The 17,496-nt window shown below is 60.2% G+C and carries 16 protein-coding genes; 13 read left to right on the forward strand and 3 right to left on the reverse strand.

The window, feature by feature from the left end; genetic code table 11:
* Window positions 1–7 precede the first annotated feature (7 nt).
* Together ACI2KB_RS11260 and ACI2KB_RS11265 are read left to right on the forward strand one after the other, a co-directional pair.
* Window positions 8–787, forward strand: a complete 780-nt coding sequence (locus ACI2KB_RS11260) for a CHAD domain-containing protein (RefSeq protein ID WP_404634419.1) — start codon at window positions 8–10, stop codon at window positions 785–787.
* 100 nt (window positions 788–887) lie between these two features.
* The gene (locus ACI2KB_RS11265; protein WP_404634421.1) at window positions 888–1,682 is read left to right on the forward strand and encodes an acyl-CoA thioesterase; all 795 of its coding nucleotides are present in this window, start codon (window positions 888–890) and stop codon (window positions 1,680–1,682) included.
* 58 nt (window positions 1,683–1,740) lie between these two features.
* Here the strand turns inward: ACI2KB_RS11265 and ACI2KB_RS11270 are convergent, their stop codons facing one another.
* Together ACI2KB_RS11270 and ACI2KB_RS11275 are read right to left on the reverse strand one after the other, a co-directional pair.
* A complete protein-coding gene (locus ACI2KB_RS11270; protein WP_404634423.1) occupies window positions 1,741–1,962 on the reverse strand; it encodes a hypothetical protein in 222 nt (73 codons plus the stop codon).
* 446 nt (window positions 1,963–2,408) lie between these two features.
* The gene (locus tag ACI2KB_RS11275; RefSeq protein ID WP_404634425.1) at window positions 2,409–3,728 is read right to left on the reverse strand and encodes a methyl-accepting chemotaxis protein; all 1,320 of its coding nucleotides are present in this window, start codon (window positions 3,726–3,728) and stop codon (window positions 2,409–2,411) included.
* 642 nt (window positions 3,729–4,370) lie between these two features.
* On the opposite strand from ACI2KB_RS11275, the gene ACI2KB_RS11280 reads away from it, so the two are divergent.
* From ACI2KB_RS11280 to ACI2KB_RS11320, 9 genes are all read left to right on the forward strand, one after another.
* Window positions 4,371–5,282, forward strand: a complete 912-nt coding sequence (locus ACI2KB_RS11280) for a dihydrodipicolinate synthase family protein (RefSeq protein WP_404634427.1) — start codon at window positions 4,371–4,373, stop codon at window positions 5,280–5,282.
* Complete coding sequence (locus tag ACI2KB_RS11285) at window positions 5,275–6,792, forward strand: aldehyde dehydrogenase (protein WP_404634429.1); 1,518 nt, start codon at window positions 5,275–5,277, stop codon at window positions 6,790–6,792. Before ACI2KB_RS11280 ends, ACI2KB_RS11285 begins: the two co-directional genes overlap by 8 nt.
* On the forward strand, window positions 6,789–8,135 hold the full coding sequence (locus ACI2KB_RS11290) for an NAD(P)/FAD-dependent oxidoreductase (RefSeq protein ID WP_404634431.1): 1,347 nt from the start codon (window positions 6,789–6,791) through the stop codon (window positions 8,133–8,135). The genes ACI2KB_RS11285 and ACI2KB_RS11290 overlap by 4 nt, the downstream gene beginning before the upstream one ends.
* Before the next feature lie 85 nt (window positions 8,136–8,220).
* The gene (locus tag ACI2KB_RS11295; protein WP_404634433.1) at window positions 8,221–9,069 is read left to right on the forward strand and encodes a glycine betaine ABC transporter substrate-binding protein; all 849 of its coding nucleotides are present in this window, start codon (window positions 8,221–8,223) and stop codon (window positions 9,067–9,069) included.
* Between the two features lie 91 nt (window positions 9,070–9,160).
* Entirely contained in the window at window positions 9,161–10,279 is a 1,119-nt protein-coding gene (locus ACI2KB_RS11300) for a glycine betaine/L-proline ABC transporter ATP-binding protein (RefSeq protein WP_404634435.1), read from the forward strand.
* Window positions 10,276–11,124, forward strand: coding sequence for an ABC transporter permease (locus tag ACI2KB_RS11305; protein WP_404634437.1), 849 nt, complete (start codon window positions 10,276–10,278; stop codon window positions 11,122–11,124). The genes ACI2KB_RS11300 and ACI2KB_RS11305 overlap by 4 nt, the downstream gene beginning before the upstream one ends.
* Window positions 11,121–11,969 (forward strand): ABC transporter permease, encoded by an 849-nt coding sequence (locus ACI2KB_RS11310; RefSeq protein ID WP_404634439.1) that lies wholly within the window; start codon window positions 11,121–11,123, stop codon window positions 11,967–11,969. Before ACI2KB_RS11305 ends, ACI2KB_RS11310 begins: the two co-directional genes overlap by 4 nt.
* A 34-nt stretch (window positions 11,970–12,003) precedes the next feature.
* Entirely contained in the window at window positions 12,004–13,002 is a 999-nt protein-coding gene (locus ACI2KB_RS11315; RefSeq protein WP_404634441.1) for a 4-hydroxyproline epimerase, read from the forward strand.
* A gap of 61 nt (window positions 13,003–13,063) precedes the next feature.
* Window positions 13,064–14,077 carry a GlxA family transcriptional regulator gene (locus ACI2KB_RS11320; protein ID WP_404634443.1) on the forward strand — a complete coding sequence of 338 codons (1,014 nt, stop codon included), beginning with the start codon at window positions 13,064–13,066 and terminating at the stop codon, window positions 14,075–14,077.
* A gap of 112 nt (window positions 14,078–14,189) precedes the next feature.
* On the opposite strand, the gene ACI2KB_RS11325 is transcribed toward ACI2KB_RS11320, so the two are convergent.
* On the reverse strand, window positions 14,190–14,555 hold the full coding sequence (locus ACI2KB_RS11325) for a glyoxalase superfamily protein (protein WP_404634445.1): 366 nt from the start codon (window positions 14,553–14,555) through the stop codon (window positions 14,190–14,192).
* Between the two features lie 166 nt (window positions 14,556–14,721).
* Here ACI2KB_RS11325 and ACI2KB_RS11330 point away from each other — a divergent pair, with 166 nt between their 5' ends.
* Both ACI2KB_RS11330 and ACI2KB_RS11335 read left to right on the forward strand, forming a co-directional pair.
* Window positions 14,722–15,762 (forward strand): PotD/PotF family extracellular solute-binding protein, encoded by a 1,041-nt coding sequence (locus tag ACI2KB_RS11330; protein WP_404634447.1) that lies wholly within the window; start codon window positions 14,722–14,724, stop codon window positions 15,760–15,762.
* Window positions 15,759–17,477 carry a diguanylate cyclase domain-containing protein gene (locus ACI2KB_RS11335; protein ID WP_404634449.1) on the forward strand — a complete coding sequence of 573 codons (1,719 nt, stop codon included), beginning with the start codon at window positions 15,759–15,761 and terminating at the stop codon, window positions 17,475–17,477. The genes ACI2KB_RS11330 and ACI2KB_RS11335 overlap by 4 nt, the downstream gene beginning before the upstream one ends.
* Window positions 17,478–17,496: the final 19 nt, after the last annotated feature.

Below are 17,496 nucleotides of genomic sequence, written 5' to 3' on the forward strand. Positions count from 1 at the left end.
GTGTTCCATGTCTGCCATGGTCGATCATCTGATCGCCGAGATTCTCAGCCTCAACGTCAAACTGCTGGCGTGCCATGCACGACTGGCCGCCTCGACCGACAGCGAGGCGCTGCATGCACTGCGCACCACGGTCCGGCGCCTGCGCAGTGTGCTGCGGCCATTGCGTGGCCTGCCGGGAATGGATCAGGTCGAAGAAGCCGCCAAAGGGGTGGGCGACCTGACCACGCCGTTGCGCGACATGCAGGTGTTGGCGGTTTTTCTCAACAAACAGGGGATGAATCAGGCGGCGCTCAAGCGCACGACGTATCTGGATGCGGCGTGTCCGCAGGTCGCCACGTCGCCCGAACTGAATCGCCTGTTCGGCGTGCTGGATCAGCTGCCCTCGTTTTTGCGCGCGCAGCAACGTCACGGCCTGTTGAAACGCCTGCGCCAGCGCATCGAAAAACGCATGGACAAACAGTGGAAGCAACTGCGCGAAGCCATGGCCGATCCGGCCCATGATCGCCATCGCCTGCGTTTGCTGATCAAGCGCGTGCGTTATGCTGCTGAAGCGTATCCCGAACTCAGTCATCAACCTGAAGGCATGCAAAAGCGCTTGAAATCGGCGCAGGGCGCTTTGGGCGACTGGCACGATCATCTGCAATGGTTGGCGCAGGCTGAGCAACAAGCCGATCTGGCACCGTGTGTGGCAGGGTGGGAGTTGGGGATTCTGCGCGCCGAGGAGAAGTCCGACAAAGCGCTGGAGCGTCTTCACCACGCCTGTTTTGGTGATCGCCCCGTCCCTTGATCCCGATCAGGCCGCAGGATTGGCAGTTATGAGCGCTGTTCGGCAGAGGGCGTCTGGTTAAGATCCGGGCATGTCTTTGCCGAGCCACATGGAGTGCCTGATGACCTTTTCCGAATTGCTCGACGCCGTGCGCGACCATCCTGCGTCCGTTTCCATTCCCGCCTCATGGGGGCAGGGGCGTTCATGCTTTGGTGGGCTGATGGCGGCCTTGCTGTTCGAAGCCATGCGTGGGAAGGTTCCGGCGGGCAGGCCGATTCGCTCGCTGGCGGTGTGTTTCGTCGGCCCGCCTGCCATTGATGTGCCGATTGCCTTTGAAGTGGAAATCCTGCGCGAAGGCAAGGCCGTGAGCCAGGTCTTGGGGCGGGCGATCCAGAACGGCGAAACCGTGACGCTGATTCAGGGCAGTTTCGGTGCGGCCCGCGAATCGACGATTGCCGTAGCGGCGGAGCCTGCGCCTGAATTCAAACCGGTCGACGAGGTGCCGGTGTTCCCGTTCATTCCCGGCGTGATGCCCGAATACTTGCGCTATATCGACATGCGCTGGGCCTTGGGTGGTTTGCCGTACACGAACACGAAATCGCCTGCCATTGGCGGCTATGCACGGTTGCGGGATGTGGCAGAGGAGCGATTGACCGAAGCGCATCTGCTGGCGTTGGTCGACACCTGGCCGCCTGCGGTATTGCCGCACCTGAATAAACCGGCGCCGGGCAGTTCGCTGACGTGGACCATCGAGTTCGTTCAGCCGCTGCCGGAAATGACGACCCACGACTGGACGCAATACCGTGCGGTGATCGAGCATGCCCGCGATGGCTATGGCCATGTTGTGGCAGCGCTATGGACGCCTAAAGGCCAGTTGGTGGCGATCAGCCGTCAGACGGTGACCGTGTTCGGCTAAGCCCTGAGAAAACGAAGCCCTGTGAAAACTGGACCCTGAGAAAACCTGCCCCGAGACCTTATTGGCCTCGGGTTTTGATCGCCTGCGCTGCAATGAGCCCCAGAATGCCGATACCGGCAGAGGTAATGCTGGCGTTGAACGCGCCATCCAGCAGCAGAAGGCCAGAGACGATCGACAGCGGAAACGCCATGGACGACAGCACCAGGTTCGACGACAGACCGGATTTGTGTGTGGCACTGAAGAAGTCTTCAAGGTGAAGATTGGAAATGAACTTGGGCATGATGACCTCCGTAATGCCTGAATAAGAACCGTTTTCGATGGGTTCAGAATAGGCCTGTGTTCGCGGGACGGCGAATGGAGGATTGCTATCGGAGTGATAGCCAGGATGGGGGAAAGCAATCGGTGAGGAAAAGCACCGATCGTGGATGTGGCGCGCCCCTGCGGGGGCTTCTCCGCTTGGAGGCAATCAGCACACTCTGGACCGGCGCAACGCTTGTGGGGTCGGCTTGCTGGCGAAATCGGCGTGTCAGAAACGCAAATATCATCTGATTCGATGCATTCGCCAGCAATCCGGCTCCCACAGGTTCAGCGTCGAACGTTAAATCTGGGCTCGACGCAATTATTGTGGGAGCCGCCTTGGTGGCGAATGCAGTTAGCCAGCCAACATAGATTCTTCTACATGAAATGGAGTTGCCCATTCAGAATCCAGGGTGGCAACTCAAGGCTCTAGCCCTGAAGCTTCAACTGCCCGATGGCGGTGTTCAATTCACCGGCCAGGGTCGCCAGCTCATCGCTGGTGCTGGCTGAGTCCACGGTCTGGCGCACGGTGCGCTCGGTCACGTCACGAATGCTCACCACCGCCCGGTTCATTTCTTCTGCCACCTGACTCTGCTGTTGCGCGGCCACGGCAATCTGCGTGTTGCTCTCGCGCATCTGTGCCACGGCTTCGGTGATTGCGGCCAGCGCCTCTCCGGCTTCCTGGGCATGTTGCACGCAATCGTCAGCTTTATAAGAGCTTTCCTGCATGAAATCCACGGCATCGCGCGTGCCCGCTTGCAGCGCCGAGACCATGGTGGTGATTTCGTCGGTGGAGGTCTGCACGCGCTTGGCCAGATTGCGCACTTCATCAGCCACCACCGCGAAACCACGGCCCATTTCCCCGGCCCGGGCGGCTTCGATGGCGGCATTGAGGGCCAGCAAGTTGGTTTGTTCGGCAATGCTGTGAATCACGTTGACCACGCCGTTGATCTTCTGGCTGTCTTCGGCCAGGCGCTGAATCATCCCCGCCGTCTGCTGCACACCGCTGGACAGCCCGGCAATCGAGGCTTGCACCCGGTCCACCACGTCCTTGCCGCTGCCCGCCAGGGCATCTGCATTTTGTGACTGGTCCCGGGTGGCGCTGGCGTGCTGAGCGATGTGATAGACCGTGGCGGTCATTTCATTGATGGCCGTGGCCACCTGATCGGTTTCGCTTTGCTGGCCCAGCATGCCTTCGCGCACATCGCTCATGCCGGTGGCCAGGTGCACAGCACCTTGATCCAGCCGCGCCGCCGATTGCGCCACCGTGCCGACGATTCGTTGATACCCGGCCTGCATGGCATTGAAAGCCTTGGACATCTGCCCGACCTCATCTTCTCCGGCCATGGGCGCCCGGGCGGACAGGTCGCCGCTGCTTTCAACGTGCAGCATGACGTCCTTGAGGGCGTTCAGGTGGGTCAGCAGAAAGCGGATCAGCAACTGCGAAGCGCTGAGCATGGCCAGCATCAACACCAGTACCGCGAAGGCGTACTGCGTGAAGTGCTCTGCGAGTAACTCATCGAATGAGGGCGGGGCGGGCAGCGGCGATAACGCTGGCACCGGTTGCCCGGCAGGCCATGCGGCCAGTAACTGCGTCTGAGCCTGGGCAGCCAGATGGGCATCTTCGGCGCGGCTTTGCTGCTCGATGTTCAGTGCGTACACCACCAGCAGCAAGGTGGTGATGAAGGCGACGGCGTTCACCGCCCAGAATTTGTACTTCAGCGAGATGTTGCTCAACCAGCGGCTCATAAGGAAGCTCTTCTGTGATTGCACGTGATAAGGCAAGGTGCCAGTAGTTTCTCAACAGGGCGTGACAATGGCGTTGATCTGGATCAACGCTTGCGACATCACCCCATGGCACGGCAGAAACACCCCTCGATGCCCTTCAAAAGCGATCGTGAATCCCCGTTTTTGCCTCGATCGATAACATCAGTTTATGGATTGATGAGCGTAAAAGTTTCTTGTTCCTGCCCTCGAACGACACGTAATCTTCACACAAGCCGCAAGCAATCCCCGGCATGAATCGGGGAGTCAAGACGTGCAAAAAAGTGGACGGGGCCTCTCCGTACCGCTTGAAAACAAGAAACCGTCGTCACTGCCAATGGGGACAGATACGGTCTATGAACACACTTGAGTTTCCTCTGCCCACTGTCGAACAGCGCCCGTTATTGATAGCGGTCTTGTCCCGACTAAACAGTTTCTAACGATCACGGTCCCTCCGTCTCTCGCACCTCTTTCGGTTCGAGCGAACGGTACACCTGCGTCTGTTGATCGCTGAATGTTTTTTCTGCGACCTGGCCGGTATGTCGAGTGCACAAAGGCATGTTTTTTAACGCTGTTTAATATTCTTTTTTACACAGTTTATGCGCCATACATCACCGGAGAAACGTCTTGAAATTCGAAGGCATCTATACACCGGCCGTCACGCCACATACGCCTGACGGTGAAATCGACTGGAGCGTATTTTCAGAGGTTCTTGAATCTCTGATCGAAGCGAAAGTGCACGGCATCATTATTGGTGGCTCGACGGGCGAGTATTATGCCCAGACCGCCGAAGAGCGTCTGAAACTGGCCGCCCGTGCCAAGGAAATCATTGGCTCTCGCGTGCAGTTGATCGTGGGAACCGGCGCCATTCGCACCGAAGACGCGGTGATGTTCGCCGAGGATGCCAAGCGGATCAAGGCGGATGCCATCCTGGTCACCACCCCGCCTTATGCGCTACCCACCGATCAGGAAAACGCCATTCATGCGTTGACCATCGACCGCGCCGCCAACTTGCCGATCATGTTGTACAACTATCCGGGCCGGATGAGTGTGCAAATGAACGAAGACTACTTGGCCCGCGTTGGTAAGTCGAAGAACGTCAAGGCGATTAAAGAAAGTTCTGGCGACATGGGCCGTGTGCATCTTCTGGCGCGTGAATATCCGCACATCGCATTATCCTGTGGCTGGGACGATCAGGCGCTGGAGTTCTTCGCCTGGGGGGCAAGAAGTTGGGTGTGTGCCGGTTCAAACTTCCTGCCGCGCGAACACGTTGCTTTATATGAGGCGTGTGTCGTTGAAAAGAACTTCGACAAGGGCCGTCAGATCATGTCGGCAATGATGCCGATGATGAATGCACTGGACGGCGGCAAGTTCGTGCAATGCATCAAGTTCGGTTGTGAATTGAATGGATTGAAAGTGGGGGATGTGCGTGCACCGCTACGTCCGCTGAACGCGGATGACAAGCGCAGTTTCCAGACCGTTGTTACCACTCTGAAACGCACCGTCGCACACATCACTTCCGGAGCCAGCCATGCGTGATCTTCTTACAGCGGCTGAATACGCCGCCATCGCCCAGTCGATGTCGTTTCCCTCCAACGCCTTCATCAACGGCGCGTTCAAACCGGCGATTTCCGGTAACACGCTGGCCACGATCAACCCGGCCAACGGCGCGTTTCTGACTGACATCGCCGCGTGCAATACCGAAGACGTGGACTACGCCGTCAGCAAAGCCAAAGAGGCCTTCGACGACGGGCGTTGGCGCTTGCTGCCACCGGGCGAACGCAAGGCTGTTTTGCTGGAGTTCGCCAAGTTGCTGGAGCGCAATCGCCATGAGCTGGCGGTGTTGGAGAGCCTGGACAGCGGCAAGCCAGTGCGTGAATGCCAGTTGGTCGACGTGCCGGACACCGTTCACACCCTGCGTTGGCACGCCGAAGTCATCGACAAGCTCTACGACCACACGGCGCCCGTGGGCAATGACGCCCTGACCATGGTGGTTCGCGAGCCGATCGGTGTTGTTGGGTGCGTGCTGCCGTGGAATTTCCCGCTGTTGATGCTGGCCTGGAAAATCGGCCCGGCACTGGCCGCCGGTTGCTCGGTGATCGTCAAACCGGCCGAGCAAACCAGCCTGACCACCCTGCGTGTCGCTGAACTGGCGTTCGAAGCGGGCATTCCGGCCGGTGTTCTGAACATCGTGACCGGCACCGGCAAGGACGTCGGCGAGCCGATCGGCCTGCACAAAGACGTCGACATGGTGAGCTTCACCGGTTCCACCGCCACGGGTCGTCGTTTCCTGCATTACGCCGCGGATTCGAACCTCAAACGCGTGGTGCTGGAGTGCGGTGGCAAGAACCCGGCGGTGGTGATGGACGACGCCGAGGACCTGGACCTGGTCGCCGAGCAGGTGGTCAACGGTGCGTTCTGGAACATGGGTGAAAACTGTTCGGCCACCTCGCGCTTGCTGGTTCACGCCTCAGTCAAAGACGAACTGCTTCAGCGCATGGGCGCCTACATCCGTGAGTGGAAAATGGGCGACCCGCTGGACCCGCAGAACCGCGTCGGTGCACTGGTCAGCAGCGATCATTTCGAAAAAGTGAAGTCGTACCTGGACTACGCCAGTTCCAGCAAGCTGGAGGCGGTGTACGGCGGCGACACTCAGGACGGCGCATACATCCAGCCGACCGTGATCGATGGCGTGGACCGCGACAGCCGTCTGTTCCAGGAAGAAATCTTCGGCCCGGTGCTGTCGGTGACCACCTTCCACTCGATCTCCGAAGCCATCGCCCTGGCCAACGACACCGCCTACGGCCTGGCCGCTTCGGTGTACACCGGGAACCTGCGCAAGGCGATCAAGCTGGCCAGGGAAATCCGTGCAGGCATCGTCACCGTCAACTGCTTCGGCGAGGGCGATGCGTCGACCCCGTTCGGCGGTTACAAGGAGTCCGGTTTCGGCGGTCGCGACAAGTCGGTGTTCGCTCACGACCAGTACACCGAGATCAAGACCATCTGGATCGACGTGTCCGACCGCTCCGTTGACGAGACCGTAAAATGAACACGCATACCATCAAGCGTCTGCCGGTCGACACCGGTGTTTCAGGCTGGGAGGCGATCTCCACGCGTTCTGCCCCGGTGCGCATGCTTGATGGGAACGTGTCGGCGGACTGGCTGATCATCGGTGCAGGATTTGCCGGTCTGTCGGCGGCCCGTCGGCTGTCCCAGTTGCGTCCCCACGACAGCATTGTCGTGGTCGATGCCCACGAAATCGCCAAAGGCCCGGCGGGACGAAACTCCGGTTTCATGATCGACGTGCCCCACAGCCTCTCGACGGGCGAGTACTCGGTGGCCGGAGAATCGGCCACCGCACTGGAAATCGAGCAGAACCGTTTCGCCATCGGCTTCGCGGCGCACGCCGCCGCCGAGTACGGGATGTCGGCGCACACCTTCGACCCGTCCGGGAAGATCAATGCGGCGGCCACCGAGCGGGGTTTGAAGCTGAACCTCAAGTACGCCAAATCCCTGGCCGGGATCGGCGAGAAACATGAGCTGTTCGATGCGGCGCAGATGCGCGAGATCACTGGCTCTCATTACTACCACGGCGGGTTGTACACCCCCGGTGCGGTGATGATTCAACCGGCGCAGTACATCCGCGATCTGGCCGATGGTCTGGCGCAGAAGATCAGCCTCTACGAGCGCTCGCCCATTGTCGAGTTGACGAAGGCGGGGGCCGGTTGGGTCGCCAAGTCCCATAAGGGGCAGGTCAGTGCGCCGAAAGTGATTCTCGCGGTCAACGGCCACATCGAAGACTTCGGGCATTTTCAGGGGCGTTTGCTGCACGTTTTCACCTACGCCTCGATGACCGCTGCCTACAGCCATGATCAGTTTTCTCGCCCCGCCACGGGCAAGGATCGCTGGGCCTTGTTGCCTGCCGATCCGATGGGCGCCACGGTGCGCAAGATCACTGAAAACGGGCTGTCACGCATCGTCATTCGCACCAAGTTCACTTACGACCCAAGCATCACCGTCACGCCCAAACGAGTTGCCGCCATCGCTGAAGAACAACGGCAATCGCTGGACGCACGCTTTCCTGAGCTGAAAGACACGCCCATCGAGTTCAGTTGGGCGGGGCGTCTGTGCCTGAGTCGCAACAGCGTGCCGGCCTTCGGCGAAGTGGAAGACAACCTCTACGCGGCGTGCTGCGAAAACGGTCTGGGCACGGTGAAAAGCACTTTGGCTGGGGTCATGGCTGCGGAGTTGGCGACGGGTACGGAGTCAGCGTTTTTGCAGCGTTTCAGCCAGTCGCCGGAACCCAGCAAACTGCCACCGCGCCTGCTGACCCAACTGGGGGTGAGTTCGGTCATTCGCTGGCAGGAATTGAGGGCAGGAAAAGAAGGGTGAGGATTCGTCACCCGGCATGACACGCATCAGGTCTGGAAAAAACACACACGAGTTGATTTTCATAAACGTAGATCGGGGAAGCGCCATGAAGAACATCTGGAAAACCGTTTGCGCTGTGGCTGTCGCGGGGATGATGACCCTGTCGGCCCATGCTGAAGAAAAGACCATCACCGTCGGCACCATGAACTGGGAAGACCTGACGCCCATCACCGGTATCACCAAAAAGGTGCTGGAAGACGCAGGCTACACCGTCAAGGTCGTCGAGTTCTCCGAGTGGGGCATTGCCTACGCCGCGCTGACCAAAGGTGACGTTCAGGTGCTGGCCTCCCAGACCGACTACGCTGCCAACGACTACTGGAACAAGAACAAGAACCGCCTGGAGAAACTGTCCCCGGTTTCCCATGGCCTCTATCAGGGCATCGCGGTGCCCAAGTACGTCGACATCGATTCGGTCGATCAACTGAACGCCAACGCGGACAAGTTCGGCGGCAAGATCATCGGTATCGAGCCGGGTTCGGGCCTGATGAAAGACGCCACCAACGTGGTCAAGGGCTATGACCTCAAGCTGCAACTGGTAGAGGGCAGCACCGCCGCCATGACCGCTGCGCTGAAGTCGGCCGTGGACCGCAAGGAGCCGATCGCCGTCACGGTCTGGGAGCCGTCGTGGATGGTGCAGAAATACGACGTGAAATTCCTCAAGGACCCGAAAGGCATCTTCCCGCCACCACAGGGTTACTACTGGATCGGCCACAAGGGCTTCTCGGCTGACTTCCCCCATGCGCGTGAGTTGATGGCCAGTGTTTATGTGCCGCTGCCGGACATTACTGCGATCAACACCGAAGTGAAGGATGGCAAGACCATGGATCAGGCCGTCAAGGACTGGACCGACAACCATGCCGACCTGTTGAAGCGTTGGGAAAACGTCAAGAACTGATAAAGCGCTCCACGCTGACTGTTTCAGCTTTGCCACTGCCGCCTTTTGATCAATGAGAGAAGTCAGTACAACTGGCTCGACGGGTTACGAAATGACTACGGCTAAAATAGACACAAACGAAGTGCTGGTGGATTGCCAGAACGTCTGGAAAATCTTCGGGAAAAGCGCCCCTGCTGCAATGAACGCTGTGGTTCAGCAGGGCCTTTCCAAGAGCCAGATCCTGCAAGACTACAGCTGCGTGGTCGGGGTTTCGGACGTCAGTCTCCAGGTTCGCCGCGGAGAAATCTTTTGCATCATGGGATTGTCCGGCAGTGGCAAGTCCACCTTGATCCGCTTGCTCAACAAGCTGATCACCCCAAGCTCCGGCAAGATCCTGGTCAAGGGCAAGGACTTGTCCTCGCTCAACCCGGCGCAACTGCGTGAAGTCCGTGCCCGCCACATCGGCATGGTGTTTCAGAGCGTGGCCCTGCTGCCCAACCGCACGGTGCTGGAAAACACCGCGTTCGGTCTGGAAGTGCAGGGCGTCGGCAAGGCCGAGCGTTATCAGGTGGCCGAACGTGCGCTGGCCAAGGTCGGTTTGACCGAGTGGGCGTCACGTTACCCAAGTGAGCTGTCTGGCGGCATGCAGCAGCGTGTCGGCCTGGCACGCGCCATCACCGCAGACCCTGAAGTGATCCTGATGGACGAGCCGTTCAGTGCGCTCGACCCGCTGATCCGCAGGCAACTGCAAGACGAATTCCGACAACTGACCAAGGAACTGGGCAAGTCAGCGGTCTTCATTACCCACGACCTGGAAGAAGCCATTCGCATCGGTGATCGCATCGCGATCATGAAGGACGGTGCGATCATCCAGGTCGGCACTGCCGAGGAGATTGTCCTCAACCCGGCGGACGATTACGTCGCCGAGTTCGTCGCGGGTATTTCCCGCCTGCATCTGGTCAAGGCCCATTCGGTGATGACCCCGGTGGAGGCGTACAAGGCTTCGAATCCAGGTTGCGACGTCAGCCGCCTGATCAAGACCTCACCCGGCGCTGACATCGATGAACTGATCGGTTTGACCATGAAATCCGAGCGCGATGCACTGGCGGTGGTCGACAACGGCGCGGTGGTCGGCATCGTCACCACCCGTGATCTGCTGCGCGGCGTGCAAGGCATTCCCAACGAATTCGCGGCCTCGGCAGCGGGCGCGGCGCTGGAGGCCTCGGCATGAACACTCCCGACTTTTCCAGCCAGTTCGACGAGGCCGTCGACGCGGGCCTCGGCTGGCTGGCCGACCACGGTGATTTCCTGTTCAGCGCGGCCAACGATGCGCTGTCCGGGCTCTACAAAGCGGTGCTGTGGTGCCTCGCATTCCCGCCGTATTACGTCGTGGCGCTGATCATCGCGGTGCTGGGCTGGAAGATGGTCGGCACCCGCTTTGCAATTATCGCCTCGCTGGCTCTGGTGTTCTGCGCCTTGATCGGGCTGTGGCCGGAAACGGTCAGCACCTTGGCGCTGGTGCTGACCGCGACACTGCTGGCCTTGGTCGTCGCCATTCCTCTGGGCGTGATCGCCGGGCTGACCCCGGCCTTCGATCGGGTCGTCGATCCGTGCCTGGACCTGGTGCAAACCATGCCGCCCTACATTTACCTGCTGCCCGCCATTGCGCTGTTGGGCTATGGCCCGGCGACCGCGCTGCTGGCGACGTTCATCGTTGCCCTGCCGCCAGCGTTGCGCCTGACCTCACTGGGCATTCGCATGACGCCCAAAGCATTCATCGAGCTGGGCGATGCCAGCGGTGTGACGGGTTTGCAGATGTTCTTCAAGATCCGCCTGCCGTTCGCGATGCCGAGCATCATGGCCGGGGTCAACCAGAGCCTGATGATGGCGTTCGGTATGGTGGTGATTGCTGGGATCGTCGGGTCCGGCGGCTTGGGTGAGTCGATCTATGGCGCGGTGCGCACGCTGGACATCGCCAAGTCGATCAACGCAGCGATGGCCATCGTCATCCTGACCATGATCCTCGACCGTCTGGCCCAGAGCGCCGTTCGGTCGCGCACAGGAGAAGCGCAATGATCGCGGATTTCCGTTTTTCCCCCGGTGAGTTTTTGGCGCCTGCCGTCGATTGGCTGAACGCCAACCTGCACGGTCTGTTCGTATTCATCAGTCAGATCGTCGAAGCGGTGTTGGGCGTGGTGGAAAAGGCCCTGCTGGCGCCTCATCCCTACGTCACGATTGCCATCGTGTTCGTCGCCGCGTTCATCTTTGCCACCAAACGCGTGGCGGTGTTTTCGGCCCTGATGTTGGCGTTCTGTCTGTTCTCCGGGCTGTGGGTGGCGTCGATGCAGACCATCGCGCTGGTGTCGGTGGCGGTGCTGATTTCGGTGGCCATCGCCTTTCCGCTGGGTGTGTTGGCGGCGCGGGTGAGGAAGGTCGATGACGCCTTCCTGCCGATCCTCAACATCATGCAGACCGTGCCGCCCTGGGTGTACCTGATTCCAGCGGTGATTTTGTTCAGCCTGGGCCGCGTGCCAGCGATCATCGCCACCATCGTTTACGGCATTCCGCCGATGCTGCGCCTGACCACGCTGGCGTTCAAACAATTGCCCAAAGACCTATTGGAGCTGGGGCAGGCGTCTGGCGCCTCGCCACGGGACATCCTGTTCAAGATCGAACTGCCGACCGCTGCACCGACCCTGTTGGTGGGCCTGAACCAGTGCATTCTGATGTCGCTGGCGATGGTGGTGCTGGCGGGGCTGGTCGGTGCGGGTGGCCTCGGTGCAGAGGTGACGCGCGGTTTGTCGCGCATGGAAATGGGCCTGGGTCTGCGTGCGGGTCTGGCCATCGTCGCCATCGCGCTGTTGCTGGACCGGTTGTCTCGCGGCGCGTTGCAGCGTCGCTCTTCAAACAAGCTGGCTTAGGCCCAACAAAATGGTCTGACAGGGAATTACCACGATGAGACGCAGTTTCTTCTGTATCGACTCGCACGCCTGCGGCAACCCGGTGCGGGTGGTCGCAGGCGGTGGGCCGCTGTTGCCCTCGGTGTCGATGGCCGAGTGCCGCGAAATCTTTGTGCGCGACCACGACTGGGTGCGCAAGGCATTGATGTTCGAACCGCGCGGCCACGACGTCATGTCCGGCGTGATCATCTACCCCTCGACGCGGGATGATTGCGACTTCGGCGCGCTGTTCATCGAAGTCAGCGGCTGCCTGCCCATGTGCGGAGCGGGCACCATCGGGTTGTCGACGGTGGTGATCGAAGAGGGGCTGATTACGCCTCGGGAGCCGGGCAGGCTCGCTATCGAAACCCCGGCCGGGCGCGTTGACGTGGTGTATACGCTGGAGGGCGAACACGTGACGTCGGTCAGCCTGCACAACGTCGCCAGCTACCTGCACAGTGCCGATGTTGAAGTTGAGGTGCCAGGTGTTGGCACCCTGACGGTCGACATCGCCTATGGCGGCAACTTCTACGCCGTGGTTGAGCCTCAGGTCAACTGGCCGGGATTGGAAGGGCAAAGCAGCGCCGACATCGTCGGCCTGAGCGTGAAACTGCGCGAGGCGCTGGCCCACGTCAGCAACCCGATTCACCCGGAGAACGAGCGGATCAGCGGCGTGCACCACGTCATCTGGTGCGACAAGCCGAAAGACAGCACGGCCCATGGTCGTTGCGCGGTGTTCTACGGCGACAAGGCCATCGACCGTTCTCCCGGCGGCACCGGCACCTCGGCGAGAATGGCGCAGTTGTTCGGCAAAGGCCGTTTGAAGGTGGGTGACCTCTACCGGCACGAGAGTTTGATCGGTACTCTCTACGAGGGCAAAGTCGAGGCGGCGACCCACGTTGGCGATTTTGCGGGCATGAAGCCCAGCATCACCGGCTGGGCGCAGGTGACCGGCCACAACACCATTTTTGTAGACGACAGAGACCCGCTCGCCCACGGCTTTCAGTTGGCGTAGCACGGCGGCCCGGATGCGCGATGAGGCGTCGGGGCCGCACTTTTAATGACCGAGGCAAACGTTGAGCGAAAGACGCGAGTTCAGTGGGGGCATGAAGGGCAAGAACCTTCGCTACCTGGACGACAATAAAAACACACCCTGTGCAACGACCCGGACCGGGTTTCTGTTGCTCGAACACTTTTCCCTGCCTGCTTTCACCCAAGTGCTGGACACCATCGTCACGGCCAATTTGCTGCGACCCAAACTGTTCACCTCGCGCACGTTCGGTTTGCAGGAAGGCGAGGTCATCAGCGACTTGGGGCTGGTCATTCGGCCTGACGCGAAACTTGAATTGCCCACCCTCAAAGACCTCGATCTGCTGGTCATCTGCGGCGGTTATCGCACTGAACTCAAAACCCACGAAGCCCTGACAGCGCTGTTGACCACGGCTGCCGATCTGGGCATTGTCCTGGCCGGGTTGTGGAATGGCGCTTGGTTTCTGGGTATGGCCGGGTTGCTGGAAGGTTATCGCTGCGCCATCCATCCCGAGCATCGCCCGGCCTTGGCGGATCTGTCGAAAATCACCCACGTCACCAGTGAGCCGTTCGTGGTGGACCGGGATCGCTTGACCGCGTCGAGCCCCTCGGGCGCGTTCCACATGGCGCTGGAGTGGATCAAGGGCCTGCACGACAAGGCGCTGGTGGAAGGCATCGAAGACATTCTGTCCTTCGAAGAGTCGCGCTATCGCCGGATCAAACCCAGCCGCCACATCTCGGTCAGCGCGCCGCTCAAGGAAGTCGTCAAACTCATGGACGCCAACCTTGAAGAGCCGCTGGAAATGGAGCAACTGGCGGTGTACGCCGGGCGTTCACGTCGGCAGATCGAACGGCTGTTCAAGGAGCAACTCGGCACCACGCCACAGCGCTATTACCTCGAACTGCGCATTACTGAAGCCAGACGGTTGTTGCAGCACACCGAATTGTCCCAGGTCGAAGTGCTGGTGGCGTGCGGGTTCGTTTCACCGAGCCACTTCAGCAAATGCTACAGCTCGTATTTCGGGTATCGGCCGTCGAAGGAAAAGCGGTTGGTGAAGTGAAGTGTTTGTAGTGGCGCTCTTGATTCTGTCCGTCAGAGCTAGCGGGGCTTGGTCTGGACCTGCGCGCATGAAGAGCAAGAGCAACGGCTGGGCTGGAGCGAGTCGGTATGGATCAGTCTTGTGCCAACTCGCAAAATCGAAGCCGGTTGCCAAACGGATCGGCAATTTCCATCACTTTGCCCCAACCCTGCTCCTGAATCCCGGGGCGGGCGTGCTTGTAGCGTTTGGCGTTCAGTTCTTCGCACAAGGCTTCGATCTCTATCACCGGGACAAAAATCGTCGAGCCGGGTGTGGCATCGCCATGATGACCAGTCAGGTGGACGACCAGATCGCCACGCCGGGCCTGGGCATACAGCGGCAGATCGTCTGCGAAGCGGTGCTCCCACTCGATCCTGAACCCCAGAAAGTCCACATAAAACGCTTTCGCCTGTTCCTCGGAAAAGATACGAAGCAACGGAATGGCTCCTGAAACCTGCATGGTTCACGCTCCTTGTTGAGAGAGCCAAGGATTCTATCCGAGCGAACGATCTGTGATGCAAACGACGTTTCCGACCGGAGGTATCGCGGCTGAAACGAGGAGATCAAGCAACGGCACATCGCCATCTGTATAGTGGCGGCGTGATCCCCTGTACTGGGCATTATCCATGAAGCTCCTGTGCCCATTGTGGTTTGTCATTTGCTGCCTCTTCGTCTCCGGGCAGGGCAGCGCGGCCGAGCAGACGCTGCGCGTGCTCGCGTGGCCGGGGTATGCGGACAGCGATCTGGTGAGCGTTTTCGAGAAACGCTACAAGGTCAAGGTCGAGGTCACCCTGGTGGGCAGCGATGAAGTGCTGCGCAGCAAGCTGGCCGAGAACAAGGGCGGCGACTTCGATGTGATCGCCGCCAACACCGCCGAGGTTCACAACTACGTGAATCAGGGCCTGTTACAGCCGTTGTTGCCGGAACGTATCGCCAACACCGCGCGCCAACTCCCGCGTTTTCGCGATTACTCGCGCATCCCCGACATCGTCGTTGCCGGCCAGGTGTATGCCGTTCCCTATGTCTGGTCCGACATGGGGCTGATCTATGATCGCAAGCAATTCACGCAGCCTCCGGAATCCGTCGAAAGCATGTGGAACCCGCAGTTTCAGGGCCGCGTGCTGGCGTTCAATACCAGCAATCACAATTTTTCCCTGGCGAGCCTGGCGATGGGGGGCGATCCGTTCAATATAAAACCCGATGACTTCCCCCGAGTCACTGCCAAGCTGGTGGCGTTGCGGCGCAATGTCCTGACGTTTTACTCGCTGCCAGAAGAGGCGGCGGAGCTGTTTCGCAGCCACTCGGTGGCGCTGATTTTCGCCAACTATGGCCGCCAGCAACTCAAGCAATTGCGTGACGCGGGCGCCGATGTGGGCTATGTGGTGCCCAAAGAGGGCGCGCTGGCTTGGCTCGACTGCTGGGCGATCAGCAAGGGGGCTCATGACCCCGCGCTGGCCACGGCGTGGATCAATTACATGCTTGAACCTGAGGTCAGTCGGGCCATTACCGAGCGGCAGGATCTGTCCAACACCTTGCAGGAGCCGACCGATGCCAGCCCGTCCAGCCGCTTGATCTGGCTAAGGCCGGTGGAGGACGATGAACGCCGCGCGGCGTTGTGGCAGCGCATTGTGTCCGGTGAGCGTCCGCCGTTGGGGGAATCGCGGTGAAATTCGGTATCGCGTTCAAGCTGGGCTGTCTGATGGCCCTGTTCGGCATGCTGCCCACGGGGCTGGCGGGTTATTACATCTACAACAGCAGCCGGGAGATGCTCCTGCGCGCTGCCGAGCGTGATTTGCTGACGTCGGTGCAAGTCCTGGGGCGCAACCTGCACGCCAGTTTGCGCAATATTTCGCTGGATGCTGCGGTGTTGACCAATGGCCCACAGGTCCACGAGCTGGGCGATATCGATGATCCTGCACTGCGTAACGCCGTTCAAAGCAATCTCGCGGCGTCGTTTCGCGCCATGCTGCTGGCGCATCCCGATTACATGCAGATTCGTCTGATCAGCGCCACCGATCATGGGCTGGAACTGGTGCGCCAGGACCGGGATGGCCCGAACATCGTTCGGGTCGAGGGCGAAGACCTTCAAGAGAAAGCTCACTACGCCTACGTCTTCGAAACATTGCGTCTGGCGCCGGGTGAGGTGCGGATTTCGCCCATTGTCATCAACCATGAACAAGGCGCGCACTCGGGGCTGGGCAAGCCGACGCTGCACGTGTCGACCCCAGTGGCGGACCCCTCGGGCAAGGTATTCGCGCTGTTGGTGATCAACGTCGACCTCGATCAGTTGTTCAGCCAGTTGCAAAGTGATCTGCCCAAGGAATATCAGGTGTACCTGAGCAATCGCTGGGGCGATTTGCTGGTGCACCCGGACCACCGCCGCACGTTCGGCTTCGATCAGGGCCGCCGTCTGTTCCTGCAGGACGAATTCCCCGAAGTGTCGCGCATGCTCGCCGAGAGCGGCCCGAACGCCTTGATCAGCCGAAGCGTCGAGCAGGGGCAGCAGGACCGTCTGGTCGCCGCATTCGTCAGGTTGTCCCACAGCGACGGCTCCGAGCCGTTCGTGGTGCTGGGTTTGGGGCAGCCACAGAGTCATGTGCTGGCTCAGGCGTCACGGGCGGGCACCAACATCATGCAGATTGCGCTGCTGTTCAGCGCGTTGGCGTTGTTGGCGGCGGTAATTGCCTCGCGCGCGCTGATTCGTCCGTTGCGCAGCATGACCGACGCGGTCGAGCTGTTTTCCCGTGAGCGCAAGATCAGCGATCTGTCGCCTCGCGAAGATGAATTGGGCGTGCTTGCGCGCCGATTCCAGTCGATGAAGCAGGAAATTCTGACGCAGCTCGACGACCTGACCAGCAGCCGCGCGGCGTTCGAACATTTGGCGCGTCACGACCCGCTGACCGAGTTGCCCAACCGGCGCATGTGCTTCGAAGTGTTGGAACAGGCGTTGCTGGACGCGCGGGCGAAGGGACAGAAGATGGCGTTGCTGTTCGTCGACCTCGATCATTTCAAGGAAATGAATGATCAGTACGGCCATCGCTTCGGCGATCAGGTGTTGCAGGCCGTGGCCAAGTTGCTGACCTCAGCCAGCGATGGCGCGGATTGCGTCGCGCGTCTGGGGGGCGATGAATTCGTGGTGTGCTTCAACGACGTGAAAGACCCGCAAAAGATCGTCGGCCTGCTGGAAAAGCTCCACCAGTGCTTCCAGTTGCCGCTGTTCATCGACGGGCATCGGGTGCAGATTCACGCCAGCATGGGCGTCAGCCTGTTCCCGCGTGACGGCAACGACATCGGCACGCTGATCCAGCACGCCGACCACGCGATGTACAAGGCCAAGAGTGCAGGCCGCAACTGCTATTCCTTCGAGATGCAGGAAGAGTGAGGCCATGTGATGTGTTGGC

The organism is Pseudomonas sp. NPDC088444, from assembly GCF_044900175.1.
Lineage (GTDB): Bacteria > Pseudomonadota > Gammaproteobacteria > Pseudomonadales > Pseudomonadaceae > Aquipseudomonas.

What these genes read in the sequence shown, in the direction of transcription:
- ACI2KB_RS11290 (WP_404634431.1), top strand. Translation starts at nt 6,789, where the DNA reads ATGAACACGCATACCATCAAGCGTCTGCCGGTCGACACCGGTGTTTCA.
- ACI2KB_RS11270 (WP_404634423.1), bottom strand. Translation starts at nt 1,962, where the DNA reads ATGCCCAAGTTCATTTCCAATCTTCACCTTGAAGACTTCTTCAGTGCC.
- ACI2KB_RS11295 (WP_404634433.1), top strand. Translation starts at nt 8,221, where the DNA reads ATGAAGAACATCTGGAAAACCGTTTGCGCTGTGGCTGTCGCGGGGATG.
- ACI2KB_RS11305 (WP_404634437.1), top strand. Translation starts at nt 10,276, where the DNA reads ATGAACACTCCCGACTTTTCCAGCCAGTTCGACGAGGCCGTCGACGCG.
- ACI2KB_RS11265 (WP_404634421.1), top strand. Translation starts at nt 888, where the DNA reads ATGACCTTTTCCGAATTGCTCGACGCCGTGCGCGACCATCCTGCGTCC.
- ACI2KB_RS11325 (WP_404634445.1), bottom strand. Translation starts at nt 14,555, where the DNA reads ATGCAGGTTTCAGGAGCCATTCCGTTGCTTCGTATCTTTTCCGAGGAA.
- ACI2KB_RS11310 (WP_404634439.1), top strand. Translation starts at nt 11,121, where the DNA reads ATGATCGCGGATTTCCGTTTTTCCCCCGGTGAGTTTTTGGCGCCTGCC.
- ACI2KB_RS11315 (WP_404634441.1), top strand. Translation starts at nt 12,004, where the DNA reads ATGAGACGCAGTTTCTTCTGTATCGACTCGCACGCCTGCGGCAACCCG.
- ACI2KB_RS11260 (WP_404634419.1), top strand. Translation starts at nt 8, where the DNA reads ATGTCTGCCATGGTCGATCATCTGATCGCCGAGATTCTCAGCCTCAAC.
- ACI2KB_RS11330 (WP_404634447.1), top strand. Translation starts at nt 14,722, where the DNA reads ATGAAGCTCCTGTGCCCATTGTGGTTTGTCATTTGCTGCCTCTTCGTC.
- ACI2KB_RS11285 (WP_404634429.1), top strand. Translation starts at nt 5,275, where the DNA reads ATGCGTGATCTTCTTACAGCGGCTGAATACGCCGCCATCGCCCAGTCG.
- ACI2KB_RS11300 (WP_404634435.1), top strand. Translation starts at nt 9,161, where the DNA reads ATGACTACGGCTAAAATAGACACAAACGAAGTGCTGGTGGATTGCCAG.
- ACI2KB_RS11275 (WP_404634425.1), bottom strand. Translation starts at nt 3,728, where the DNA reads ATGAGCCGCTGGTTGAGCAACATCTCGCTGAAGTACAAATTCTGGGCG.